Origin of the sequence: Lysinibacillus halotolerans (assembly GCF_003711845.1) — a bacterium.
Taxonomy (GTDB): domain Bacteria; phylum Bacillota; class Bacilli; order Bacillales_A; family Planococcaceae; genus Ureibacillus; species Ureibacillus halotolerans.
The window spans coordinates 14,026-35,157 of sequence record NZ_RHLQ01000019.1; the positions used below are offsets into that span (position 1 = coordinate 14,026).

21 protein-coding genes are annotated in these 21,132 nt (G+C 34.4%); 13 read left to right on the forward strand and 8 right to left on the reverse strand.

Features of this window, described 5'->3' with window-relative positions:
• Positions 1-143: 143 nt before the first annotated feature.
• From EC501_RS09150 to EC501_RS09190, 9 genes are all read left to right on the forward strand, one after another.
• On the forward strand, positions 144-2,171 hold the full coding sequence (locus EC501_RS09150) for an LTA synthase family protein (RefSeq protein WP_122971983.1): 2,028 nt from the start codon (positions 144-146) through the stop codon (positions 2,169-2,171).
• Positions 2,172-2,175: 4 nt separating this feature from the next.
• Positions 2,176-3,051, forward strand: a complete 876-nt coding sequence (locus EC501_RS09155; protein WP_122971984.1) for an ABC transporter ATP-binding protein — start codon at positions 2,176-2,178, stop codon at positions 3,049-3,051.
• Between the two features lie 31 nt (positions 3,052-3,082).
• On the forward strand, positions 3,083-3,715 hold the full coding sequence (locus tag EC501_RS09160) for a hypothetical protein (protein ID WP_148037818.1): 633 nt from the start codon (positions 3,083-3,085) through the stop codon (positions 3,713-3,715).
• Between the two features lie 303 nt (positions 3,716-4,018).
• Positions 4,019-4,801 (forward strand): SDR family oxidoreductase, encoded by a 783-nt coding sequence (locus tag EC501_RS09165; RefSeq protein ID WP_122971986.1) that lies wholly within the window; start codon positions 4,019-4,021, stop codon positions 4,799-4,801.
• Positions 4,802-5,002: 201 nt separating this feature from the next.
• The gene (gene menC, locus EC501_RS09170) at positions 5,003-6,109 is read left to right on the forward strand and encodes an o-succinylbenzoate synthase (protein WP_122971987.1); all 1,107 of its coding nucleotides are present in this window, start codon (positions 5,003-5,005) and stop codon (positions 6,107-6,109) included.
• A 187-nt stretch (positions 6,110-6,296) separates the two neighbouring features.
• The gene (locus EC501_RS09175) at positions 6,297-7,337 is read left to right on the forward strand and encodes a YkvI family membrane protein (RefSeq protein WP_122971988.1); all 1,041 of its coding nucleotides are present in this window, start codon (positions 6,297-6,299) and stop codon (positions 7,335-7,337) included.
• A 151-nt stretch (positions 7,338-7,488) separates the two neighbouring features.
• The gene (locus EC501_RS09180) at positions 7,489-8,235 is read left to right on the forward strand and encodes a hypothetical protein (RefSeq protein WP_122971989.1); all 747 of its coding nucleotides are present in this window, start codon (positions 7,489-7,491) and stop codon (positions 8,233-8,235) included.
• Positions 8,236-8,308: 73 nt separating this feature from the next.
• A complete protein-coding gene (locus EC501_RS09185; protein ID WP_122971990.1) occupies positions 8,309-8,674 on the forward strand; it encodes a hypothetical protein in 366 nt (121 codons plus the stop codon).
• A 139-nt stretch (positions 8,675-8,813) separates the two neighbouring features.
• Positions 8,814-9,827: a S66 family peptidase gene (locus EC501_RS09190; protein ID WP_122971991.1), complete on the forward strand. Its 1,014-nt coding sequence runs from the start codon at positions 8,814-8,816 to the stop codon at positions 9,825-9,827.
• Positions 9,828-9,868: 41 nt separating this feature from the next.
• On the opposite strand, the gene EC501_RS09195 is transcribed toward EC501_RS09190, so the two are convergent.
• Both EC501_RS09195 and EC501_RS09200 read right to left on the reverse strand, forming a co-directional pair.
• Positions 9,869-10,288 carry a universal stress protein gene (locus EC501_RS09195; protein WP_122971992.1) on the reverse strand — a complete coding sequence of 140 codons (420 nt, stop codon included), beginning with the start codon at positions 10,286-10,288 and terminating at the stop codon, positions 9,869-9,871.
• 12 nt (positions 10,289-10,300) lie between these two features.
• A complete protein-coding gene (locus EC501_RS09200; RefSeq protein WP_122971993.1) occupies positions 10,301-11,734 on the reverse strand; it encodes a SulP family inorganic anion transporter in 1,434 nt (477 codons plus the stop codon).
• 120 nt (positions 11,735-11,854) lie between these two features.
• Between EC501_RS09200 and EC501_RS09205 the strand changes: the two genes are divergently transcribed.
• Positions 11,855-12,403, forward strand: a complete 549-nt coding sequence (locus EC501_RS09205; protein ID WP_122971994.1) for a recombinase family protein — start codon at positions 11,855-11,857, stop codon at positions 12,401-12,403.
• 66 nt (positions 12,404-12,469) lie between these two features.
• Here EC501_RS09205 and EC501_RS09210 read toward each other — a convergent pair whose 3' ends face one another.
• Positions 12,470-13,228 carry an SDR family oxidoreductase gene (locus EC501_RS09210; protein WP_122971995.1) on the reverse strand — a complete coding sequence of 253 codons (759 nt, stop codon included), beginning with the start codon at positions 13,226-13,228 and terminating at the stop codon, positions 12,470-12,472.
• 147 nt (positions 13,229-13,375) lie between these two features.
• On the opposite strand from EC501_RS09210, the gene EC501_RS09215 reads away from it, so the two are divergent.
• The 3 genes from EC501_RS09215 to EC501_RS18400 all read left to right on the forward strand — a co-directional run bounded on the left by EC501_RS09215 (position 13,376) and on the right by EC501_RS18400 (position 16,025).
• Positions 13,376-13,939 (forward strand): TetR-like C-terminal domain-containing protein, encoded by a 564-nt coding sequence (locus EC501_RS09215; protein ID WP_122971996.1) that lies wholly within the window; start codon positions 13,376-13,378, stop codon positions 13,937-13,939.
• A gap of 85 nt (positions 13,940-14,024) precedes the next feature.
• On the forward strand, positions 14,025-15,737 hold the full coding sequence (locus EC501_RS09220; protein ID WP_122971997.1) for an ABC transporter ATP-binding protein: 1,713 nt from the start codon (positions 14,025-14,027) through the stop codon (positions 15,735-15,737).
• Between the two features lie 141 nt (positions 15,738-15,878).
• Positions 15,879-16,025, forward strand: a complete 147-nt coding sequence (locus tag EC501_RS18400; RefSeq protein WP_206613376.1) for a hypothetical protein — start codon at positions 15,879-15,881, stop codon at positions 16,023-16,025.
• A gap of 57 nt (positions 16,026-16,082) precedes the next feature.
• On the opposite strand, the gene EC501_RS09230 is transcribed toward EC501_RS18400, so the two are convergent.
• The 5 genes from EC501_RS09230 to EC501_RS09260 form a co-directional block, all read right to left on the reverse strand.
• Positions 16,083-16,493 carry a YugN family protein gene (locus EC501_RS09230; RefSeq protein ID WP_122971999.1) on the reverse strand — a complete coding sequence of 137 codons (411 nt, stop codon included), beginning with the start codon at positions 16,491-16,493 and terminating at the stop codon, positions 16,083-16,085.
• 118 nt (positions 16,494-16,611) lie between these two features.
• Positions 16,612-17,397, reverse strand: a complete 786-nt coding sequence (locus EC501_RS09235; protein ID WP_122972000.1) for a serine/threonine protein kinase — start codon at positions 17,395-17,397, stop codon at positions 16,612-16,614.
• 376 nt (positions 17,398-17,773) lie between these two features.
• Positions 17,774-19,426 carry a sodium:solute symporter family protein gene (locus tag EC501_RS09245; protein ID WP_122972002.1) on the reverse strand — a complete coding sequence of 551 codons (1,653 nt, stop codon included), beginning with the start codon at positions 19,424-19,426 and terminating at the stop codon, positions 17,774-17,776.
• Positions 19,427-19,457: 31 nt separating this feature from the next.
• On the reverse strand, positions 19,458-19,760 hold the full coding sequence (locus EC501_RS09250; protein ID WP_122972003.1) for a DUF4212 domain-containing protein: 303 nt from the start codon (positions 19,758-19,760) through the stop codon (positions 19,458-19,460).
• A gap of 626 nt (positions 19,761-20,386) precedes the next feature.
• On the reverse strand, positions 20,387-21,049 hold the full coding sequence (locus EC501_RS09260; RefSeq protein ID WP_148037820.1) for a hypothetical protein: 663 nt from the start codon (positions 21,047-21,049) through the stop codon (positions 20,387-20,389).
• Between the last annotated feature and the right edge of the window lie 83 nt (positions 21,050-21,132).

A 21,132-nucleotide genomic window follows, 5' to 3' on the forward strand; every position in this document is an offset into this window, starting at 1 on the left:
CCTCCTATTTACCCTATAAAATCTTAAAAAAAAACTTTATTGGTAATTATTACAAATAAAATATAACATAATTTTACAATATCTTGTAGTAATTTGTAAATTTGTAATATAAAATAATTTTAGGAAATGTAGGAGGTATTATCTTGGGGAAATTATTAAACTTTATTTACATAATTTTTTTACAATTTAGCAGGCAGCCCATTTTTTGGTTACTGTTAGTTGGATTTTTAGCTTACGAATATTTAGCCTTGTCTGATATTTCTTCACCTGGTGATGTTTTAACGTCAACTAGCTTTTTAGTCCAGGCTGGGATATTAGCTTTTATTTTATTTGGGATAATATTAGTACAACTAGATCATCGGCATCATTTAGAGGACCTATATTCAACGATTGAAAGAGGAATGCTCTTCAACCTAATTGGAAAACTGTTATTTGGACTATTATTGTCTTTATTCTTTACAATAATATTCTACGTTTTCTATTTAATTTATTATCTAGTTCAAGGGTTCGCATTTAATCATATCTTTATTAGTGCCATTTTTTATATGCTCCTCTATTTTTGTATTACTTTTTTCATTTCCTATTTTATTGGGATATTAATTGCCATTTGGATAAAGGGAAGATTGGCATTCCCGTTAGCACTAATTGCATGGGGACTTATAGGTCCAATTAATACATCCTTTTTAGGAATTCACCTTACAACATTGGCACGTTGGCTTAATTTAGGAGAACCAAATCCAAGTGGTGTATACAATGGATTATATGGACTTTCGATTGATTGGTTTTATTGGTTAAAACATTTTGTTTGGATTGTTACTTTGATAGTCTTTCTACTAATTGCACTTTATAAAACTTATTCAATCATTAAAAGAAAAACCTTTTCTAAATTGATTGCATTTTCTTTTATTCTACTTTTAGTCATTTGCTATGGGCTTTCGCTTGATAGACAACTATATATAACGGCACAGGACGAAGAGATTTCAAGAGAGCTAGTAGAATTTTTGTATTATCAGAAGGAACAGCCAGAGGCCAAATCGCTAGATATACACGCCTTGTCCTACGAAATTAATTTAGAGATTAACCGTTTGCTTAAAACAACTGTGAATATGGAACTTATAAACAATCAAGGCGAGCTGAATGAATTGACGCTATCTCTGTATCATGATTTTAAGGTTAAAGAATTGTTAGTTAACGGAAAAATAGTTCAGATTAAAAGAGATAAGGATTTAGTAACAATACCCTTAACAGAAAAGTGGGGCCAAGATGAATCAATTAAACTTACTATTACTTATGAAGGAACTAGTTCGTCTTTGTTTTACGCTAATAATCGGGCAATCTATCTTCCTTATTACTTTAATTGGTTGCCATCTGTAGATGCCTCTCCTTCTTTTGAAGTAGATTCATACGGAACTCTTGTAAGAAACAACCACCAGTTAAAATATCCGACTGAATTTGTCTTAAATTATGAAGGAAGAGAGCCCCTTTATACAAATATACCTGAAGTAAAGCCAGGACAGTTCAAGGGAACTTCCTCGACAGGACTTTCTCTCCTTTCTGGTGAACTTCAAGAGCGTAGTGTTGAAGACGTGCAACTTGTATATCCAAGTGATATTAAAGGTAACCATTATAACGAAATGAAAGATTCTACAATAATGCTTTTGAATTATGTATCAAATAATTTAGGAATCGAAAACCTAACTTATCCAAAGCAGGTTTGGAAGGCTCCTACACTATCTACTTCAGACAATTCAATGGAGGAAATGGTCTGGTATACACCTGAAACACTAATTTTTAGTTATTCCAATTCATCTTGGTATATTGATTCCCCTGCCTATTTTACTTATTGGCTATTTCCAGCTATTTCATGGAAATATGAAGATATTGAAGTAGAAGATAGGGATGTATTTCGCGCATTCGACTTAATGTATTGTTATTTATATAATCAGATTCACAATATAAAAGATGAAGGGAATTTTTTAGATTGGTATAAAAATGTTTCATCACAAGGACAGAAAAAAGAAGTTTTATATGCTTTATCAGACTGGTTGATGGAAAATGATGCTATAGAGGAGAAACAACTATTTGTTAAAGATTGGTATAATTTAATGAAAAATAATAATTCTTCTTGGGAAAATGTTTATAAATTATTAGAAAAATACAAGGGAGTATAGAAAATTGAAATCAATTATTGTAAAGGATATTACTAAAAGTTTTGGATCCAAGCGTGCTCTAGATCATGTTTCTCTTGAAATTCGTGGAACCTTCGGACTTTTAGGTCCTAATGGGGCTGGGAAGACAACTTTAATGAAGTTGTTGGCAACTCTAGACATACCTGATAGTGGCATCATAAGAATTGATGAAGATGACCTTTCTTGGAACGAACCATCTGAAGTTCGTGAACGGTTAGGTTATCTTCCTCAACATTTTTCAATTTACAGATCTCTTAAAGTGGAGGAAGTAATGAACCATTTTGCCATTTTGAAAGGTATTAGGGGAAAAAAAGTTAGAAGTGAGGCAATAAATTCTATCCTTCAATCAGTTAATTTATCTGAACAAAAAACGAAAAAGGTAAAGAACCTTTCAGGTGGTATGCTTCGGAGGCTTGGGATTGCACAAGCCTTATTAGGTAATCCCCAGATTATTATAGTAGATGAACCAACAGCCGGACTTGATATTGAGGAAAGAGTTCGTTTCTGCAGACTCCTTCGGAAAATTGGTGAAAACAGAATTATCATTATTTCAACCCATATTGTTGAGGACTTAGAGTCAACATGTGACCATATTGCTATTATGAAGGAAGGAAAGATATTACAAACGGGTACAAGGAATAAACTTGCTGAAATGACAAAGGGACTTGTTTTTGAAATGGATGTTCCATTTGATTCACCTATCCCTATAAAAGAAGAAGATATTATATCCATTAAACAACTTAACAACCGTTATTTGGTACGTTTCTTTTCTGAAGCTTCTATTAATAATGCTAGAACTGTCGATACTTGTCTCGAAGATACCTATCTATATATAACTAAAAGGAACTTAACTCATGTTTAGGAAAATAGATTTATTTTTTGAAGTAAAAGCAATGGGTTATGCATTTTATTTCCCTTTAGTCTTTTTTATCGTTTTCTTTATCCAATATGTGATGGGAGAAAAAGAACTGTCTTTCTTCCTTCTTACGCAAATGGAGTTTTTAATTGCTCCTTTTTCAGCCTGGTGGGTTATTTTTTTATACTTTGATTATTTTGAAGAGGATGGAAGGGATTTGTTTTACAGCTATCCAGTTACTGCATTAGAGCATGGTTTATTTAGGGTTAGTATCTTCTGCTTTATTTATTTCTTATTCATATTAATTTGTTGTGCTGCCTTGACATTTAGATTTCCTGATGCTAACTTCTTTGTACTTTTGTTGCAATATTTATCTGAATCGATATTTTATATTTCAGTAGCATTCTTGTTTATCATTTGTTTTAAAAAAGTTACTATTCCGATTGTGATTATCGGATCATATGTTTCCACCGAATATTTAACTGGGGGACAAATTATCCCTTTATTTCATGTCATGTTCTTTAATGATAGTCCTTTAGCATTTGATGAAGTAATCCTTTCTTCAACTATAAATTTAGTGCTAAGTATTGTATGTACGGTTATTGGACATTTGCTACTAGCAAAGCAATCTCAATTAAAAGTCTTTAAAAATAATAAGTTTTACATATAGGAGTAGAATTTCCTAATAATGGGTAGTTCTAAATTTAGATTGGAAAACTTAAAATAAAATGCCCTGATTTTTTACGAGTAGTAAAAGGTCAGGGCTTGCTTATTGTAGTAGAAGATATCTTCTAATAAAAAATGTAATGTTACATATCTACTTGTATAAATTTTTTAATAGGCTCTATACTAGTTATTGAAAGTATAAAAACAGAGCCTATGTTTTGACAGATAAAAAAATGAGGTATAAATTAGAATTATAATATTTCGAATTCGAGATATTAAATTTAAAAAGCATAAGGGAGTCTTTCATATGAATCGATTTGAAGAAAAAGTTGTACTTATTACTGGAGCAGGTTCTGGATTAGGGCAAGCAGCGGCTCTTCAAGTCGCTAAAGAAGGGGCAAAATTATCTTTAGTTGACTTAAATGAAAAAGGTCTTGAAGATACAAAAGCAAAAATTTTAGAAGTAGCACCAAAGGCAGAAATATTACTTATTACTGCGAATGTGGCTGATGAACAAGCAGTGCAAAACTATGTAAATAAAACGGTTGAAACCTTTGGTAAAATTGACGGTTTCTTTAATAATGCAGGTATAGAAGGAAAACAAAACTTAACAGAAGACTTCGGTAGTGATGAATTTGAAAAAGTAGTAAGCATTAACTTAAACGGTGTATTCTACGGATTAAAATATGTTTTAAAAGTTATGAAAGAACAAGGTTATGGTTCAGTAGTGAATACTGCATCTGTTGGTGGTATTCGTGGAGTAGGTAACCAATCGGGTTATGCTGCTAGTAAACATGGTGTCGTTGGGTTAACTCGTAACTCTGGTATAGAATACGGTCAATTTGGTGTATCGATTAAAGCTATTGCTCCAGGTGCGATTATGACGCCTATGGTAGAAGGGTCATTGAAACAAATCGATCCAGAAAACTGGGAAGAAGTAGGAAAACAATTTGTTCAACCGAATCCAATGAAACGTTTTGGAAAACCTGAAGAAGTTGGTTACTTAGTAGCGTTCCTACTATCTGATCAAGCTAACTTCATTAATGCTGCTGTTATACCTATTGATGGTGGTCAATCTTATAAATATTAATATGGATTATTAATCAATGAATGAATCGTCCCATTCGATTGCAACTTTGCATGAATGGGACGTTTTTATTTTTATAATACTTAAAGAGATTCTTAAATAGTTGAAACTTTAAAGAGCATAAAAAGCGGTGGTATGATAGTTGAGAGATAACCATTTTAGGGAGTTTATAGATAAAAGACAATGAAAGAGAAGAGGATTCCATTGAAAATTAAGGAAGTTATTATACGTCATCTAAAAATGAGATTAAAAAATCCATTCTCAACGAGTTTTGGAACGTTTCATGACAAAGAGTTTTTATTGTTAGAAGTAAAAGAAGAAAAGGGAACAATTGGATGGGGCGAATCAGTAGCATTTGATGCACCTTGGTATACAGAAGAAACTTTGAAAACAAATTGGCATATGTTAGAGGATTTCATCATCCCTCTTCTTTTAAATAAAGAAATACACCATCCAGATAATATAACGGATTTGCTTAAAGGAATTAGAAAAAATAATATGGCTAAATCAGCTATAGAAGGGGCAATTTGGGATATTTATACACAACAGACGAATCAGTCATTGGCTCAGGCATTAGGTGGTAAAAAAGATAAAATTGAAGTGGGAATTAGTATAGGAATTCAAGAAACGATTGAAAAACAAATCGAAGTAGTAGATCGTGCGATTAAAGATGGTTATAAACGAATTAAAGTGAAAATTAAACCTGGCAGGGATATCGAGATAATCCGCTCATTACGGGAACATTTCCCCGATGTACCATTGATGGCAGATGCCAACTCAGCTTATAGCTTAAAAGATGTAAAGTTACTAAAGCAACTGGATGAATTTAACTTAACAATGATTGAACAACCCCTTGCATATGATGACATTATTGACCATGCGAAACTTCAAAAACAAATTAAAACACCTATTTGTTTAGATGAAAGTATCAATTCATTAGAAGATGCGAAAAAAGCTATCGAGTTAGGCAGTTGTGGCGTCATCAATATTAAAATTGGGCGTGTTGGAGGTATTACTGAAGCGAAAAAAATTCACGATTATTGTGAAGAAAAAAATATTCCAGTTTGGTGCGGAGGAATGTTAGAATCCGGTATTGGTCGTGCGCATAATATCGCACTCACATCCCTTTCTAACTTTGTAATGCCAGGTGATACAGCAGGCTCCAACCATTATTGGGAGCAAGATATTATAAATCCGGAAGTCGTAGTAGAAGATGGTTGCATTCTAGTACCTCAAAAGGTAGGAATAGGTTATGAGCCAAATATAGATATAATTAATCAATATACAATTGCGACAAAAATATATCGGTAATCTTCGTCCGAAAACAATTCATGAGTTGTTTTCGGATTTTTTTCGTCGAATTTTGAATAACATAAAACGAGTATAAAGACGTATGAATAAGAAAAGAAATCATATCCATATATTGAGAGCTTGTTCATAGAAATATAAGATTACCTATATCCTAGGTAATTGTCCAATTTTAGAAATGAGGGAATTGGTGAAAAAAAGTTTTCAAATAGGTGGAGCTTTTGTTGGACTAGTTGTTGGTGGGGGTTTCGCTTCTGGACAAGAAATCATGCAATTTTTCACGGGGTTTGGGATATACGGTATTGTTGGAGCAATTGTTGCCACAATTGGATTTTCTTATTTAGGAATGTGTATAGCACAATTAGGATATGAGTTACAAACTACTTCCCATAAAGAGGTTGTATATCATATAGCGGGTCGGACTTTCGGTACGATTTTGGACTTTCTCATCACGTTCTTTTTATTTGCGTTAGTTGTGGCTATGTTCGCCGGTGCTGCTTCAACGGTAAAGCAAATGTTAGGGTTTGACCCCTTTATAGGAAGTTTGCTCATGGTAGCGTTAACCGTTTTGACGTTAATGCTCAATGTGAAAAGTATTATTAGTGTCATAGCAGTAGCAACCCCATATTTAATGGCAATCATGTTGATTATTGCAATCTATTCCATCCTTACAATGGATTTATCCTTTGCTGAACAAAATATATTAGCCCAACATCAACCAATAGCAGCCCCAAACTGGCTGATGGGTGCTTTGCTTTATGTATCTTATAATATCGCTACCAGCGTCGCGATGCTAACAGTTATTGGTCGTACAGCATCAACAAGAAGAGTGGCTGGAGCAGGGGGAATCATTGGTGGGCTAATGCTTGGAATGTTAATTTTACTTATTAATGTAGCTATGTTTGCAAAAATGGATATCGTGTCCGGTACAGAAATGCCTATATTAGAAATTGCTAAAAACATACATCCGTTATTAGGGTTCTTAATGGCATTTGCTTTGTTAGGGATGATTTACAATACAGCAGTAGGTCTTCTCTATTCCTTTATTATTCGTTTCATTCCGCCAAAGGATCCTATTTATAAGCCGTCTGTCATATTAATAGGTGCCATTGGCTTTATGGCAAGTTTTGTTGGTTTTACAACATTGGTAGGAAAAGTCTATTCGTTAATGGGCTATTTAGGGTTTGCTCTTATTTTAGCCATTCTTTTTTCAAGGGCGAGTAAAGAGTAGCGTTTTAAACGTATTGAATACTTCACTGAAATTATGGCAACCGGATTATTTGGAATGGTACTTTTCCTTACTGTTGAACATTAAATAAGAGAGAGAATAATGAATGTTCTTTGGATTATTGTTTATTCCAACTAAGTAAGGGAGAATGAGGATGAATAATTTTCAGTGGAGAAGAGCGGTACAATATGTGCCAACTGCTTCTAATCAACAAATAGTAGCAAGTGAATTCGGCGATGTAACCGGGGACAGATTTCCTGATTGGGTATACCTGACAGGTACGAAAGAGCCCGATAGTCCTTTTTTAAGGAATATAACGCTGACAATAAGAAATGGCCATACTAACCAATTTCAGCATATAGCGCTTCCAGAAAATGCTGGTTATAACCCAACTATATGGTTAGGGGATTTAACAGGTAACGGAGTAAAGGATATATTAATAACGATTGATTCCGGTGGTAGTGGTGGTATTTTATATAGTTATGTCTTTACTTCTATCCAAGGAAGAATGACGAAAATTTTTGACTCGATTCAATTTAATGAACAACACAACTATACGGTACAATATGAAAATCAATATAAAGTAAGTGTAGTAAGTGAAAATCCGAAGAAAAAATATATTTTAGATTTGCAATATAAAGGGAAAGAATATTTAGAAGAGATTTATAATGCAGACGGTACTTTGAAACAGCCTATAGAAGGTTGGGTAGATCCAATCAGTGGGATTTACCCAATTGATTTGGCGCGAACAGGTAAATACTATTTACTTACAATGCAATTAATTGCTGGACAATATCATGCCGATGGATTAGGAATTGTTGAAAACCTTTTACTTTGGGATGGACGTCAATTTTCAATTGTCAGGCAAACGGTGTCGATACAAGGAGAAAATATTTTATAAAAAGTAAAAAAATATGAATAAACTCCAAAAAACTACACATCCTATATACATCAAGTATAAGGAGGAAATTTCTGTGAAAAAATTCTTATTAATTCCTTTTTCATTATTATTAGCAGGTGTGCTAGTTGGTTGTGGAAATGATAATGCCGAGGAAAATGATGCAGTTGAAGAAGAGGAAATCATCAACGAAGATGTAAATGACGAAGCAAATGACAATGGTACAGGTAACAATGACAACACAGTTGGTGATGAACCATTAGATGGTAATGGTAACGATAATGCTGATGAAGCTCTTGAAACAGAAGATGGCATGGGAACAAACAATGAAGGAAATACAAATGGCACAACGAATGGTACAACAAACGGTGCAGATATGAATGGTAATGGAACGAATGGAAATGGACATGAATTGCCTGGAGAAGAAGACGAAGAACAATAATTGAAAATAACATTAAAAAGTAGTGTTAGGTATTCTAATACTACTTTTTTTATTGTTAAAAAGTACTCCTAAATAAAGGAGAAAATTAATATGTTGAAGAAACAAGAAAAATTTTGATAGGGGAAATGGGGATTTCATTATGATTATTTATCCATCTCTGACAGAACCGGTTAAAATGGGAGTAACTGCTCCTTCGTCTGGTTTACATATGGAACAACATTCATTGTTGGAAGAAGCTATTTATCGTATGGAACAAAAGGGATATGAAGTTGTGATTGGACAAACCTGCTGGACAGAATATAAAGCGAAGTCGGCTCCTGCTAAAATTCGAGCAATGGAACTAAATACGATGTTACAGGCTGACTCTATTCAACTTATTTTTCCCCCATGGGGAGGGGAATTGTTAATTGAAATATTGGAGCATATAGAATTTGATCAAATAAAACCGAAATGGTTGTTAGGGTATTCTGATATAAGTGTATTGCTCCTTGCGATTACATTAAAGACGGGGATTGCAACGGCCCATGGGACAAACTTAATCGATTTGCGCGGTCCAATGTCAGACCCAACGACGGCCATGTGGGAAAAGGTGCTTTTTACAAAAAAGGGAGAAGAGGTCATTCAATATCCATCCGAAAAATATCAAGAACGTTGGCAGCATGATTATCCGACGGAGTGGATTTTCCATTTAACGGAACCGACAAAGTGGAAAACGATTTCTAATTCCCCGATGTTTATAAAGGGAAGGTTACTTGGAGGTTGTATCGATGTGATACGTCATTTGATTGGAACAGGATATGGAGATGTTCAACATTTTCAAAAAGAAATTATCCAAAATGAACCGATCATTTGGTATTTAGAAAACTGTCAATTGAATGTAACGGATTTAAGAAGATCATTAGTGCAAATGAAATTGGCAGGATGGTTTAACAATTGTAGTGGTATTTTGTTTGGAAGAAGTGAAGCAAATGATACGATTTATGATTACCATGTTTTAGATGTTTATATGGAACTAGCGGAAGAGTTGGCGATACCAATTGCGTATGACATTGACTGTGGACATATGCCTCCGCAGCTAACTTTCGTGAATGGGGCCCACGCAGAAGTGAGGGTTTATAATAGTGGTAGTATTATAAAACAACAATTTATATAACAAAAAGGGCGCCTCTCCTATTGGAGACGCCCTTTTGAAATTTATTTTACTATTAATGCTGGGCAATTTACTCGTTTCATTACTTTATGACTAACACTACCTAGTACCATCTCTTGTAAGCTGTTTAAGCCTCGGCTACCAATAACGACTAAATCAACTTGTTGCTCGTTGGCATATTTTACAATCTCAAGTCCTGGTGTGCCATGTAGAATAATCACCTTATAAGAAATATTTGATTCGCGTAACAGATGTTCTATTTTGGATAATTTTTTACGTCGTTCTAGGTTTAATGCTTCGCTAGATGAGGAATGTAATACTTCTACCTTCGTCTTTTCGAAGTCTACAACATAAACTACATCAATGATAGAATCTTTATGAAAAGAAGCAATTTTTATCGCCTCTTTTGTTGCGCGGACAGCATTTTCAGAACCATCCGCTGCTAATAAAATCTGTTTATACATGCGAATCCCCCTTTAATGAGATGATGACATTCCTTGTAATTTTGAGATGACTTTTTTACTTGAAGCATCTAATTCGATCACTTCAACTTGAATCCCTTTTTCTCTTAATAAATCTTCCACTTTCAATAATGCACCAACACCAGAATCATCCCAAATTCGACTATTTGAGAAATCAAGTTGAATCTGGTTATTTGTAATTTCGACCTTTTTAAAGTAGTCAATAAAAGATTCGGTTGAGGCGAAGAATAGCTGACCATATACAATGAATTGATTACCTTCTTGTTTAATTTTTACTGTAGAAATTTTTACAACGAAGAAAATCGCACTTAAAATGACCCCTGCTATAACACCTTTTGATAAATCATGAGTCCAAACAACAATGACGACAGTTGTTAGCATGACTATGACATCCGTTCTAGGAGCTTTTACTAAATATTTAAAGGAGCTCCAATCAAAGGTTCCGATACTCACCATAATCATAATTCCAACAAGTACTGGCATTGGAATTTTAACTACTAAATCTCCGAGAACGATAATTAAAAAGATTAAAAATAAGCCCGCTACTAGTGTGGATAGACGACCGCGACCACCGGACTTGACATTAATAACGGATTGACCGATCATAGCACAACCTGCCATCCCTCCAAAGAACCCAGTGACGATATTGGCAATCCCTTGACCGCGAGCTTCTCTATTTTTATTACTTTCCGTACCAGTCATATCATCGACAATTTGGGAAGTTAATAATGACTCTACTAAACCTACAATAGCAAGGGATAATGAGAACGGGAAAATAATCTGTAATGTTTCAAAATTAAAAGGAACATTAGGTATGAGGAAGGATGGTAAAGTTTGCGTTATGGATCCTAAATCCCCGATTGTTCTTAGTTCAACGCCTCCAAAAATCGCAATAAACGTTAAAAGAATGATTGCAATAAGGGGAGCGGGAATGACTTTTATGAAACGTGGTAACGTATAGACAAGAAGAAGTGTTATACCGACGAATACATATGTCATTGTTGAAATGCCGATAAAATGCGGTACTTGGGCCATAAAAATTAATATAGCTAATGAATTGACGAAGCCAATCATGACAGCATTCGGAATAAATTTCATTAACTTAGCAATTTTGAAAACACCAAAAAGTATTTGTATTAATCCTGTTAAAATTGCTGCTGCAAATAAATACTGTAATCCGTAGTCCCGAACTAATGGAACCATAACAAGGGCCATAGCGCCTGTTGCTGCAGAAATCATTCCCGGTCGTCCACCGGCGAATGCAATCGTAACAGCCATCGTAAACGATGCATAAAGCCCTACCATAGGATCCACGCCTGCTATAATGGAAAAGGCGATTGCTTCTGGAATGAGTGCGAGTGCTACGACAATTCCTGATAAAATATCGCCACGCACGTTACCAAACCATTGTTGTTTTAAACTTTGCATGGTATTCTCCTTTACATAACAATTTGCTTTGTTTGAAGTTTTAGAAAAAAATCTTTGATTATCATAACACCTCTATTCCTAAAATGGAACCTTTTTGGGAATTTATTTAGGAGTGATAAAATGATCTACGGTTATATTAGACCCCTTTATAATGATATCCAATGTGAAAATCAGTTACATGTACTAAAAGGTTGTAATGAAATTTTCCGTGAACAACATGGATCCCCCAAAAAACGGATTGCCCTTGAGCAAATGCTTATGTTACTTCAAGAAGGAGATACGATTATTGTTGAACGAATGTTTGCATTGGCTGATACAACACGGCATTTGATGGAACTATTAAAAATATGTGAAAAAGACAAGGTAACAATTCGTTTTTTAAAAGAGGGTATTGAAAGTAAAGGGAAATTGGACTTTTCTTTGCAAGAAATAATGGATGTTATACTAGAATTTCAGCAAGATATTGTAAAACAGTCAACAACGATTGGACTAGCACATGCTAAAGAACAAGGAAAAATAATTGGTCGTCCTAAAAAGTCGGGTGAAAGCATTCAAAAAGCAATTTTAATGTATCATTCAGGGAAATATTCATTGCACGATATTAAAAATGAAACTGGAATCAGTAAATCAACCCTATATCGGTATTTAGAGTCGTTGGATAATAAGTAAAATAAAAAGAGTGTAGATAAAGTGAAAATCACCTTTTCTACACTCAAAAGCTTTATTTTGTTGTGCTTAGTAAGCTAGCCAACCAGCATCGGCAGCAATTACTTGGCCGTTGACGAAGCTTGATTCATCAGAACCTAAGAAAATCGCTAATTGAGCAATTTCTTCTGGTTGACCAACTCGCGGCATTGTCGCATTACCAGTCATTTGACGACCAGCACCAAATTCAGAGACGTTTGTCATGGAAGCGCTAATATTTGTAGCTACTCCTCCTGGAGCAATCCCGTTGCAACGGATTCCAGAATTAGCATACATATAGGCAGTATTTTTTGTTAAACCAGTTACAGCGTGTTTAGAAGCAGTATAAGCTGCACCAGCACGAGCTCCTCGTAAACCACCTGCAGAAATATTATTAACAATTACACCGTAGCCTTGTTCTAAGAAAATGTTCGTTGCAATACGCATCGCACGCATAACACCAGTAGTATTAACCGCAAATACCCGATCCCATTTTTCATCAGAGATTTCACCTACAGGCTCCATACCATCCATGATTCCTGCATTATTTACTATAATATCTAATTTACCAAAGGCGTCTTTTGTCTCTTTGAATAAATTTTCCAAATCTGCTAATTCAGCAACGTTTGTACGATTAGCGATAGCAACGCCACCATTTACGTTAATTGCATCTGCAACAGCTTTTGCACCTTCGAAATTGTAATCTGATACAACGACTTTTGCACCTTCATTTGCATAACCTTCTGCAATTGCTTTTCCCATACCTGATGCTGCACCAGTTACAATCGCTACTTTATCTTGCAATCTCATAGTAAAATCCTCCCTGAATTTATTGAACATCTGTACAATAAATATTATAAATATATTAAGTAAACGCTTTCAATAAGCAAAAACATGTATACTGTTCATTAATGAACACATATTAAATATTTTGTTTATAAAGAGGTGAAATAAATTTTGAGTCAAGTCGATTTACGGATTATAAAAACAAAGGAAGCTCTTCATACAGCATTGCTTACTTTATTAAAAAATAAACCGTTAGAATCTATTTCAATTTCTGAAATATGTAGAAATGCAAAAGTTAATAGGGGAACATTTTATTTGCACTATTCTCAAGTTGGCGATTTATTTGAAGAATATTTTAGGGAAATGATGGAGGATTTGGCTAACTCCTATCAAGAACCATATCGCCATGTTGTAAAAATAAAAACAAGTGAATTGGATCCATCGACGATACGAATTTTCCATCATATTGAAAAATATAAAGAGTTTTATCGTATTGTCTTTTCTAAAAATGTGCCTTTAACTTATTACTATTTACTATTCGAAGAGACGAAACGGTTATTTACAGAAGATGCTAAAGAGCATTTTCAAGTAAATGAGGGTATTGATCCGAATTTTTACGCATCCTATCAAGCAAATGCTATTTTAGGAATGATCATTCAATGGTATAAAGAAGGCTTTCAACAAAAGGCTAACGTTTTAAATGAGCAGTTAGTGAAAATATTGAACTTAAAATAAATTTAAATTAAGCCTAACATTTCAACTGCATATAAGATAAAATAGTGGGAAAATACTTCGCAAACCGAAATGAGAGGAGACATCTATGCTTTCAAAGTTTTTTTCGTATTATAAACCACATAGGCGTTTATTTATCGTTGACTTTACAAGTGCAATCATTGTAGCGATTTTGGAATTAGCTTTCCCAATTGCTGTTCAATGGTTTATCGATACATTATTACCTACGAATGAGTGGGGGACAATTGTAAAAGTAAGTATTTTATTATTACTTGTTTATGCATTAAGCACAGTTTTAAACTTTATCGTAAACTATTTAGGTCATAAATTAGGTATCAATATTGAAACGGACATGCGTCAGGATTTATTCAATCACCTCCAAAAACAATCATTCCGTTTCTTTGATAATCATAAAACAGGCCATCTAATGAGCCGAATTACAAACGACTTATTCGATATTGGAGAATTTGCTCACCATGGTCCAGAAGATTTTTTCATCGCCGTTATGACGTTTATCGGGGCATTTGCAATTATGTTCAATGTTAATTCGACTTTAGCATTAGTAGCATTAGTTGCCGTACCATTTTTAGTTTGGATCGTAACCTTTAGCAATAAGAAAATGAATGCAGCTTGGAAGGAAATGTATGGCAAAATTGCCGAAGTAAACGGTCGTGTGGAAGACAGTGTCTCCGGTATTCGAGTAGTACAATCCTTTACAAACGAAGCTTTTGAAATGGAACGTTTCCGTGAACAAAATGGATTATTTAAAAAAGCAAAGTTATTTGGCTATAAAGTGATGGCAGGTACCCATTCTGGTATTTACATGATGACGCGACTATTAACTTTAGTCGTATTAGTTGTGGGGGCATGGTTAAGCTTTAATAACCAGTTATCCTATGGGGAATTGGTAAGCTTTGTTCTTTACACAAATGTGTTAATTAAGCCAATCGATAAAATTAGTGCGTTACTTGAGTTATATCCGAAAGGGATGGCTGGTTTTAAACGATTCCAAGAATTATTAAGTGAACAACCTGAAGTACAGGATAAAGCAGGTGCTATCGACGTACCTTATTTACACGGTGACATTAAGTTTGAAAATGTTACATTTGGTTATGAAGAGGATAAAACGATTTTAGACAATATATCCTTTGAGTTAAAAGCAGGTGAAATGACGGCATTTGTCGGCCCATCGGGAGCAGGAAAAACTACGATTTGTTCGTTAATACCACGTTTTTATGATGTGCAGAGTGGTTCTATATCGATAGATGGCATCGATATTCGAGATATGACAAAACGTTCATTACGCGAGCAAATTGGGATTGTACAGCAAGATGTATTCCTATTTACAGGGACGATTCGAGAAAATATCGCATATGGAAAACGGGACGCGACCGAGGAAGAAATTCAAAATGCCTTGAAAAAAGCCCATTTGGAAGAGTTCGTTCAAGGTTTATCAGAAGGTCTTGAAACACAAATTGGAGAGCGTGGTTTAAAACTTTCAGGAGGACAAAAACAACGTCTTGCCATTGCGCGAATGTTTTTAAAAAATCCACCGATATTAATTTTAGATGAAGCGACTTCTGCACTGGATACTGAAACGGAAAAAATAATTCAAGAATCTTTGGCAGAACTGGCTGAAAATCGTACTACCCTTGTCATTGCCCACCGTCTTGCTACAATTAAAGATGCGGACCGGGTAATTGTTGTTACGCCAAAAGGCATTGAAGAAGATGGGTCCTACAATGAATTAATAGCGGACAATGGAATTTTTGCCCGTTTACATCAACATCAATATAGTTAAACGATTGGAGAATCCGCTTTTTAGGTGGATTCTTTTTTTAAAAGGACTATACTTAAAGTGAAAAGAGTAATGTATAGAAACAGAAGGTGTTTGAACAATGGTCCCCTTTACATGATAGTAGGGGTGAGGGAAGGATTTATGGTGGAGGATGCTGTACGTTTTTATAAAGAGCTACCTACTAGCATACATCAACAGTTATTTATCACGATGGATGAAAATCATGCGTCTGTCGTTCCTACTACAATGAGTAGAGCCTTTAGATTTTGTTTTGAAGTGAATAATGGATAAGAAACCCAAAACACTCTATAGGAAAAATGATTGCTCATTTTTCTTATAGAGTGTTTTTTAATTAATATATTGAAGGACTTTGTTAACAACCTGTTCTCCAGCTTCAACCCATTTATGTTTATGTTGAATTTCAGCATCTTTATCTACTGGATCTTGGAATTGACTAAAACCAGTTGCCTCCAGTAAAGAACTTTCATCAAAATCTAAACCAAGGTTTACAACGTGTTTAATAACATAGGGAGTTTGAAATTGAATACGTGCCTTACTTGAATCAAGCATCCCGCTTGTTACTACAAAGGGAAGACGCAAGTATATTGTTTCTTCATCTTTTTTGTATAAAATTGTATCAAAAAAACCTTGATCATAATCCCAATAGCTACCTAAACAAAATCCGTAGCGTTTAATATTATCCCGCAAAGAGCCAAATTCTACTTGTTTCCCTTCAAGTTCGGATTCAAATTTTAGCATTTGTGGTTTCCTCCTTTGTTTCTCCTAAAAGGATAGACAAAAAATGAGGAGCAAATACTTATGAATACAAGTTTTTGAAAATTTTTGAAATAAAAAGGTAGTACTTTTCAAAACTTAGTTAGCTTTGTAGTTGGGCTATTAAAGGAATGGATACTAATGCATCTTCGGTACTACTAAATGGTGAACGAATTAAAAGCAATCGTTCAATATATTCTGTTACTTGTGGGGGTAGCTCTAATTCTTCTTGCCAACTACGTTCCTTTTTTTTCATCGGAGTATAGGTTGAATATAGTAAGAACAGAAGAAAATGACCAATAAAGTAAAGATCACTAATATAATTTTCGGCACGCTTAGGATTATTAATTTCCTTTAGATTTACATCTTCTTTCATGTAAGTAGCTAAGCCGAAATCAATAATATATATTTGATTATCTTTTAACAAAATATTAGGAATACGTAAATCTCGATGAACGATTCCTTTTTTATGAAATTTAATAACAATTTCAAGAAGTTTCTTTGTTATTTGAAGTGATTGTTCTATAGAAAAGCGCATACCATTTTTAAAAATTACTTGTTCAAAGGTTTGCCCATCTACATACTCCATTATATAGTAAGGTAACTTTTGAATTTCTCCGTGAAATAAAACGGAAGGGACGTTAAAGAAATCGATATCTTTTAACATATTAATTTCTTGGAAAAACTTATTTCGTAGTTTTTCCTTACGAATATGCTTTGCCTTCATTCTTTTTAGAACAAATTTCTCCCTTGTAACAGCGTCTTCAATTAAATAGGCAACACCATAAGAACCTAAGCCAATCATTTCGATAAAATGGTATGCTGTTTGTTGATTGATATAGTCTTTTACAATTTGGTCATATTTCTTTTCAGAAAAGTAATCGAACATTAGCTACTGAAAAAGCTACGGGAACTGAAGAAACTTCTTGAACTACGTTTGTAACCTTTTTTATAGTGTTTATGACCATAATAATTATGTTTATGAGAATAATGTTTGCGACTACTACTTGAATAACGACGACGATGACCGTGGCCATGATTTCCGCCTAATAAACCTTTTAAAATTTTATCTAACATCGAATCATTCCTTTCTAAATAGAAATTTAAGCTAGAAAAATGTACTGATATTTATTATACGAATTCCATATTCGTAAGTTTCGTTTTTATAAGAAGAAAAAAATAATTAAAAAAAGATTAGACACAAACTGGACAATTAAAAAATAGCCAAGCATTCACAAAATGGTGTGATACTTGGCTATTATAGTTTATTCTTTCATGAATACTTCACCGTCTTTATAAGTCATTTGCTCTGGATAGCGAAGGTTAATAACTGAATCTTGTATTTCTTGGGAAGGTGGCTTTGTAGCAAGGGAAACGATGATGTTCGTAGCAAAGGCAGCAATGGCTCCGAAAATACCGGCACCAGTATCAATAATGCCTAGAATTGTAAATCCACCATACTTGGCAGCGAAGATGTAAGCTAGTGTGACACCAAGTCCAACAAGTAATCCAGCTATTAAACCTTGAGCATTTGAACGTTTCCACCAAACACCTAGTACTAATGCTGGGAAGAATGTTCCTGTAGCGAGTGCAAATGCCCAGGCCACAATTTGCGTTATAGCCCCTGGAGGATTTAAGGCGATTAAGCCAGCTAAAAGAGTAGCCACAACAATTGTAATACGTCCAACTTTTAAACGTTGTTGATCTGTTGCCGTCGGTTTTAAAATTCGATAATAAATATCGTGGGCAAAGGCAGAAGAAATAGCGATTAACAATCCACCAGCTGTAGATAATGCTGCAGCCATTGCACCAGCGGCTACTAAACCAATAACAAAAGCACCTAGATTTGCAATTTCTGGTGTAGCCATTACGACAATATCGTTTGCAATTACTAATTCGGTCCATTCAAGTATACCGTTGCCGCTAGTATCAGCTACTTTTAATAACCCCGTATCCACCCATGTTTTTGTCCAAGCAGGAAGTTCAGAAATTTTACTTCCAGCAACCTGTGTCATAAGAATAAAACGAGAAAACGCAGCATAGGCAGGTGCAGAGAAGTATAATAATCCGATAAATAATAGCGCCCAAGCTCCTGACCATCGAGCTGCTTTCATCGTTGATACAGTATAGAAACGAGCGATAACGTGAGGAAGACCAGCTGTACCAGCCATTAATGTAAACATTAGAGCAAGAAATTGCCATTTCGTTCCTTTTTCAAAGGGAGCAAAATATTCGGAAAGACCGAGTTCCCGATCCAATTCGCCTAACTTTCCAACAATTTCACCGTACGATAACCAAGGGAGTGGATTTCCGGTAATTTGAAGGGACATAAAGATAACAGGTACTAAGTAGGCAATAATTAATACAAGATATTGAGCTACTTGGGTCCATGTAATCCCTTTCATTCCTCCGAAGGCTGCATAAACCGCAATTAAAACAACGCCAATCATAGTTCCAAGCTTCGCATCAATTTCAAAAAGTCGTCCAATGACCACTCCTGAACCTGAAAGTTGACCGATAGAATAAGTAAAACTGATAATCATCGTACAAATTGCTGCTATTACAAGGGCTGTATTACTTTTAAATCGATCCCCAATAAATTCAGGAACGGTGTAACTACCAGACTTTCGTAATTGTGGAGCGAGTAAGAAGGTTAATAATAAATAGCCACCAGTCCACCCCATAATATAAGCTAAACCATCATAGCCAAGCACCATAATCGTACCAGCCATACCAATGAAGGAAGCTGCACTCATCCAATCGGCACCAATTGCCATCCCATTCCAAATAGGAGGCACACCGCGGCTCGCCACATAGAAATCCGATGTTGCTTTTGCTTTGTTATAAACAGCGATGTAAATATACAAGGCGAAGGTCGCTAAAATAATCGCAAGCGATACAATAAATTGTGTATCCAATAACTATCCCCCTTTAAATGAACTACCTTCTTTAATGATTTACTGTACTATTGCTCCCAATTTCTTCGTTTTTCCTATGATCAATTCCATATTTTTTGTCAATTTTATCCCCAACGATGGCATTCACAAACAATAAAATAATAAATACTGCTAGAGCTCCTTGTGCCCCCATAAAATAGTGAAACGGAAAACCATTAAAGTAAATATTACTTAATGGCTCTGCTATTAACACGATGCCATAAGAAACAAGAGCCCAGATGATGAAATAGATCACCATATAAATGTTTTTTTCACGAAAATAGGCATCTGCAATGTTTTTATCAATTTTTTTCACCTTTTCACCCCTGTGGATTAAATTCCCCAAATAATTGTTGCAAGGATAATTTAAGGATTTAAAAGTTTCTATTAAATACTTTCCCACTTCCTTTTTATTGGAGAATTTTATTTTCACTTCACTGTAAAAGACAAAGGAAAAATAATTAAATTTTATTCCTTTAGAAAAGGTGTTTTTAAAAATAAGGGATGATTTGTTGTAGGTAAATTTTAAAGAGGAATAGTCAAATTTGCATAGTTATTGAAGGCTGAATATAAATTTAACAGTGTCTAAAAGTGGGAGGGGAATCATAATAATTTCCGCTACTATGTAGAGAGCAATTGCAATAAAAGGAATGGTTAATAGCTTAAATTGCTTCTTTTTTAATGCCAGTATTAAACAAATTCCTGTTATGAATAGTAAGATGTAAAAAATTTCTATATCCTCCTTTTTTATCATAGTTTCTTTTTCTTATTTAATTTATGAGGAAAAAGGTCACATTATTATTCAATTTCAAATAAAAAGTAGTGGGAAATAAAAAAAGAGTTCCGATTTTTTAGGAGTAAAAAGCTAGAGGGATTAAAAAAGGATATCAAAAAAGTAGTATTAGAACACCTTTCTAATACTACTTTAGCATTGTTGCTAGGTTACAAAATATATTTACAAAAATACTCAGCCATTTCTTCTTTCGTTATATTCAATTTACGCATCATTCCTAAACAGTTGGATAGAATGATGTCAACCCCTTCAGAGTGTTCAAATTGAACACCATATTCTGTTTGTAAAAATTCTGCGAAATCCCATTTTTCGATAGAGTGACGTTTATCTCCATTATAATAGCTTTCCATTTCGTTATATAAGTCTTTAAAAAACGGTTCAAATAGCTCGCTTTTTTTCATTAAATAGTGATAAGTACTGTTGTTGGTAGGTACTTTTGCTGCATAAACATCTTTTGAAACAATCTGGATTATATCCTCCGTATTAATATACTCACTTGTTCTCTCCTCTATCATCCAAATAGCAGATTGGAATAATGGATGAGATTCGAGGGATTTTATATTTTCTAATTTTTTTCGATAAAACTTCTTTAGAATAAGGCCTTCATCGGATACATAGAGCACCTCGTAGTGAAAGGTAGTATCTAAATCCAAATCCCGTTGGTTATATTCTTCGAGAATTGCGTAACTTTCTCCAAAAAGAATTTCCGTTTGCATATAGGTTGGTTGAAAGTCATAGTAAATAGACCCCTTTACTACATGCCCAAAATACTTTAAATAGACGTCATGAACATCCTTTTTACTTGGATTCACGAGACATAGGCTATATTTTTCTTTTGGAATGACAAATTGAAGAATAAAATTCAGCTCCTTCTAAGTTGTTCAGCCAAAATAGT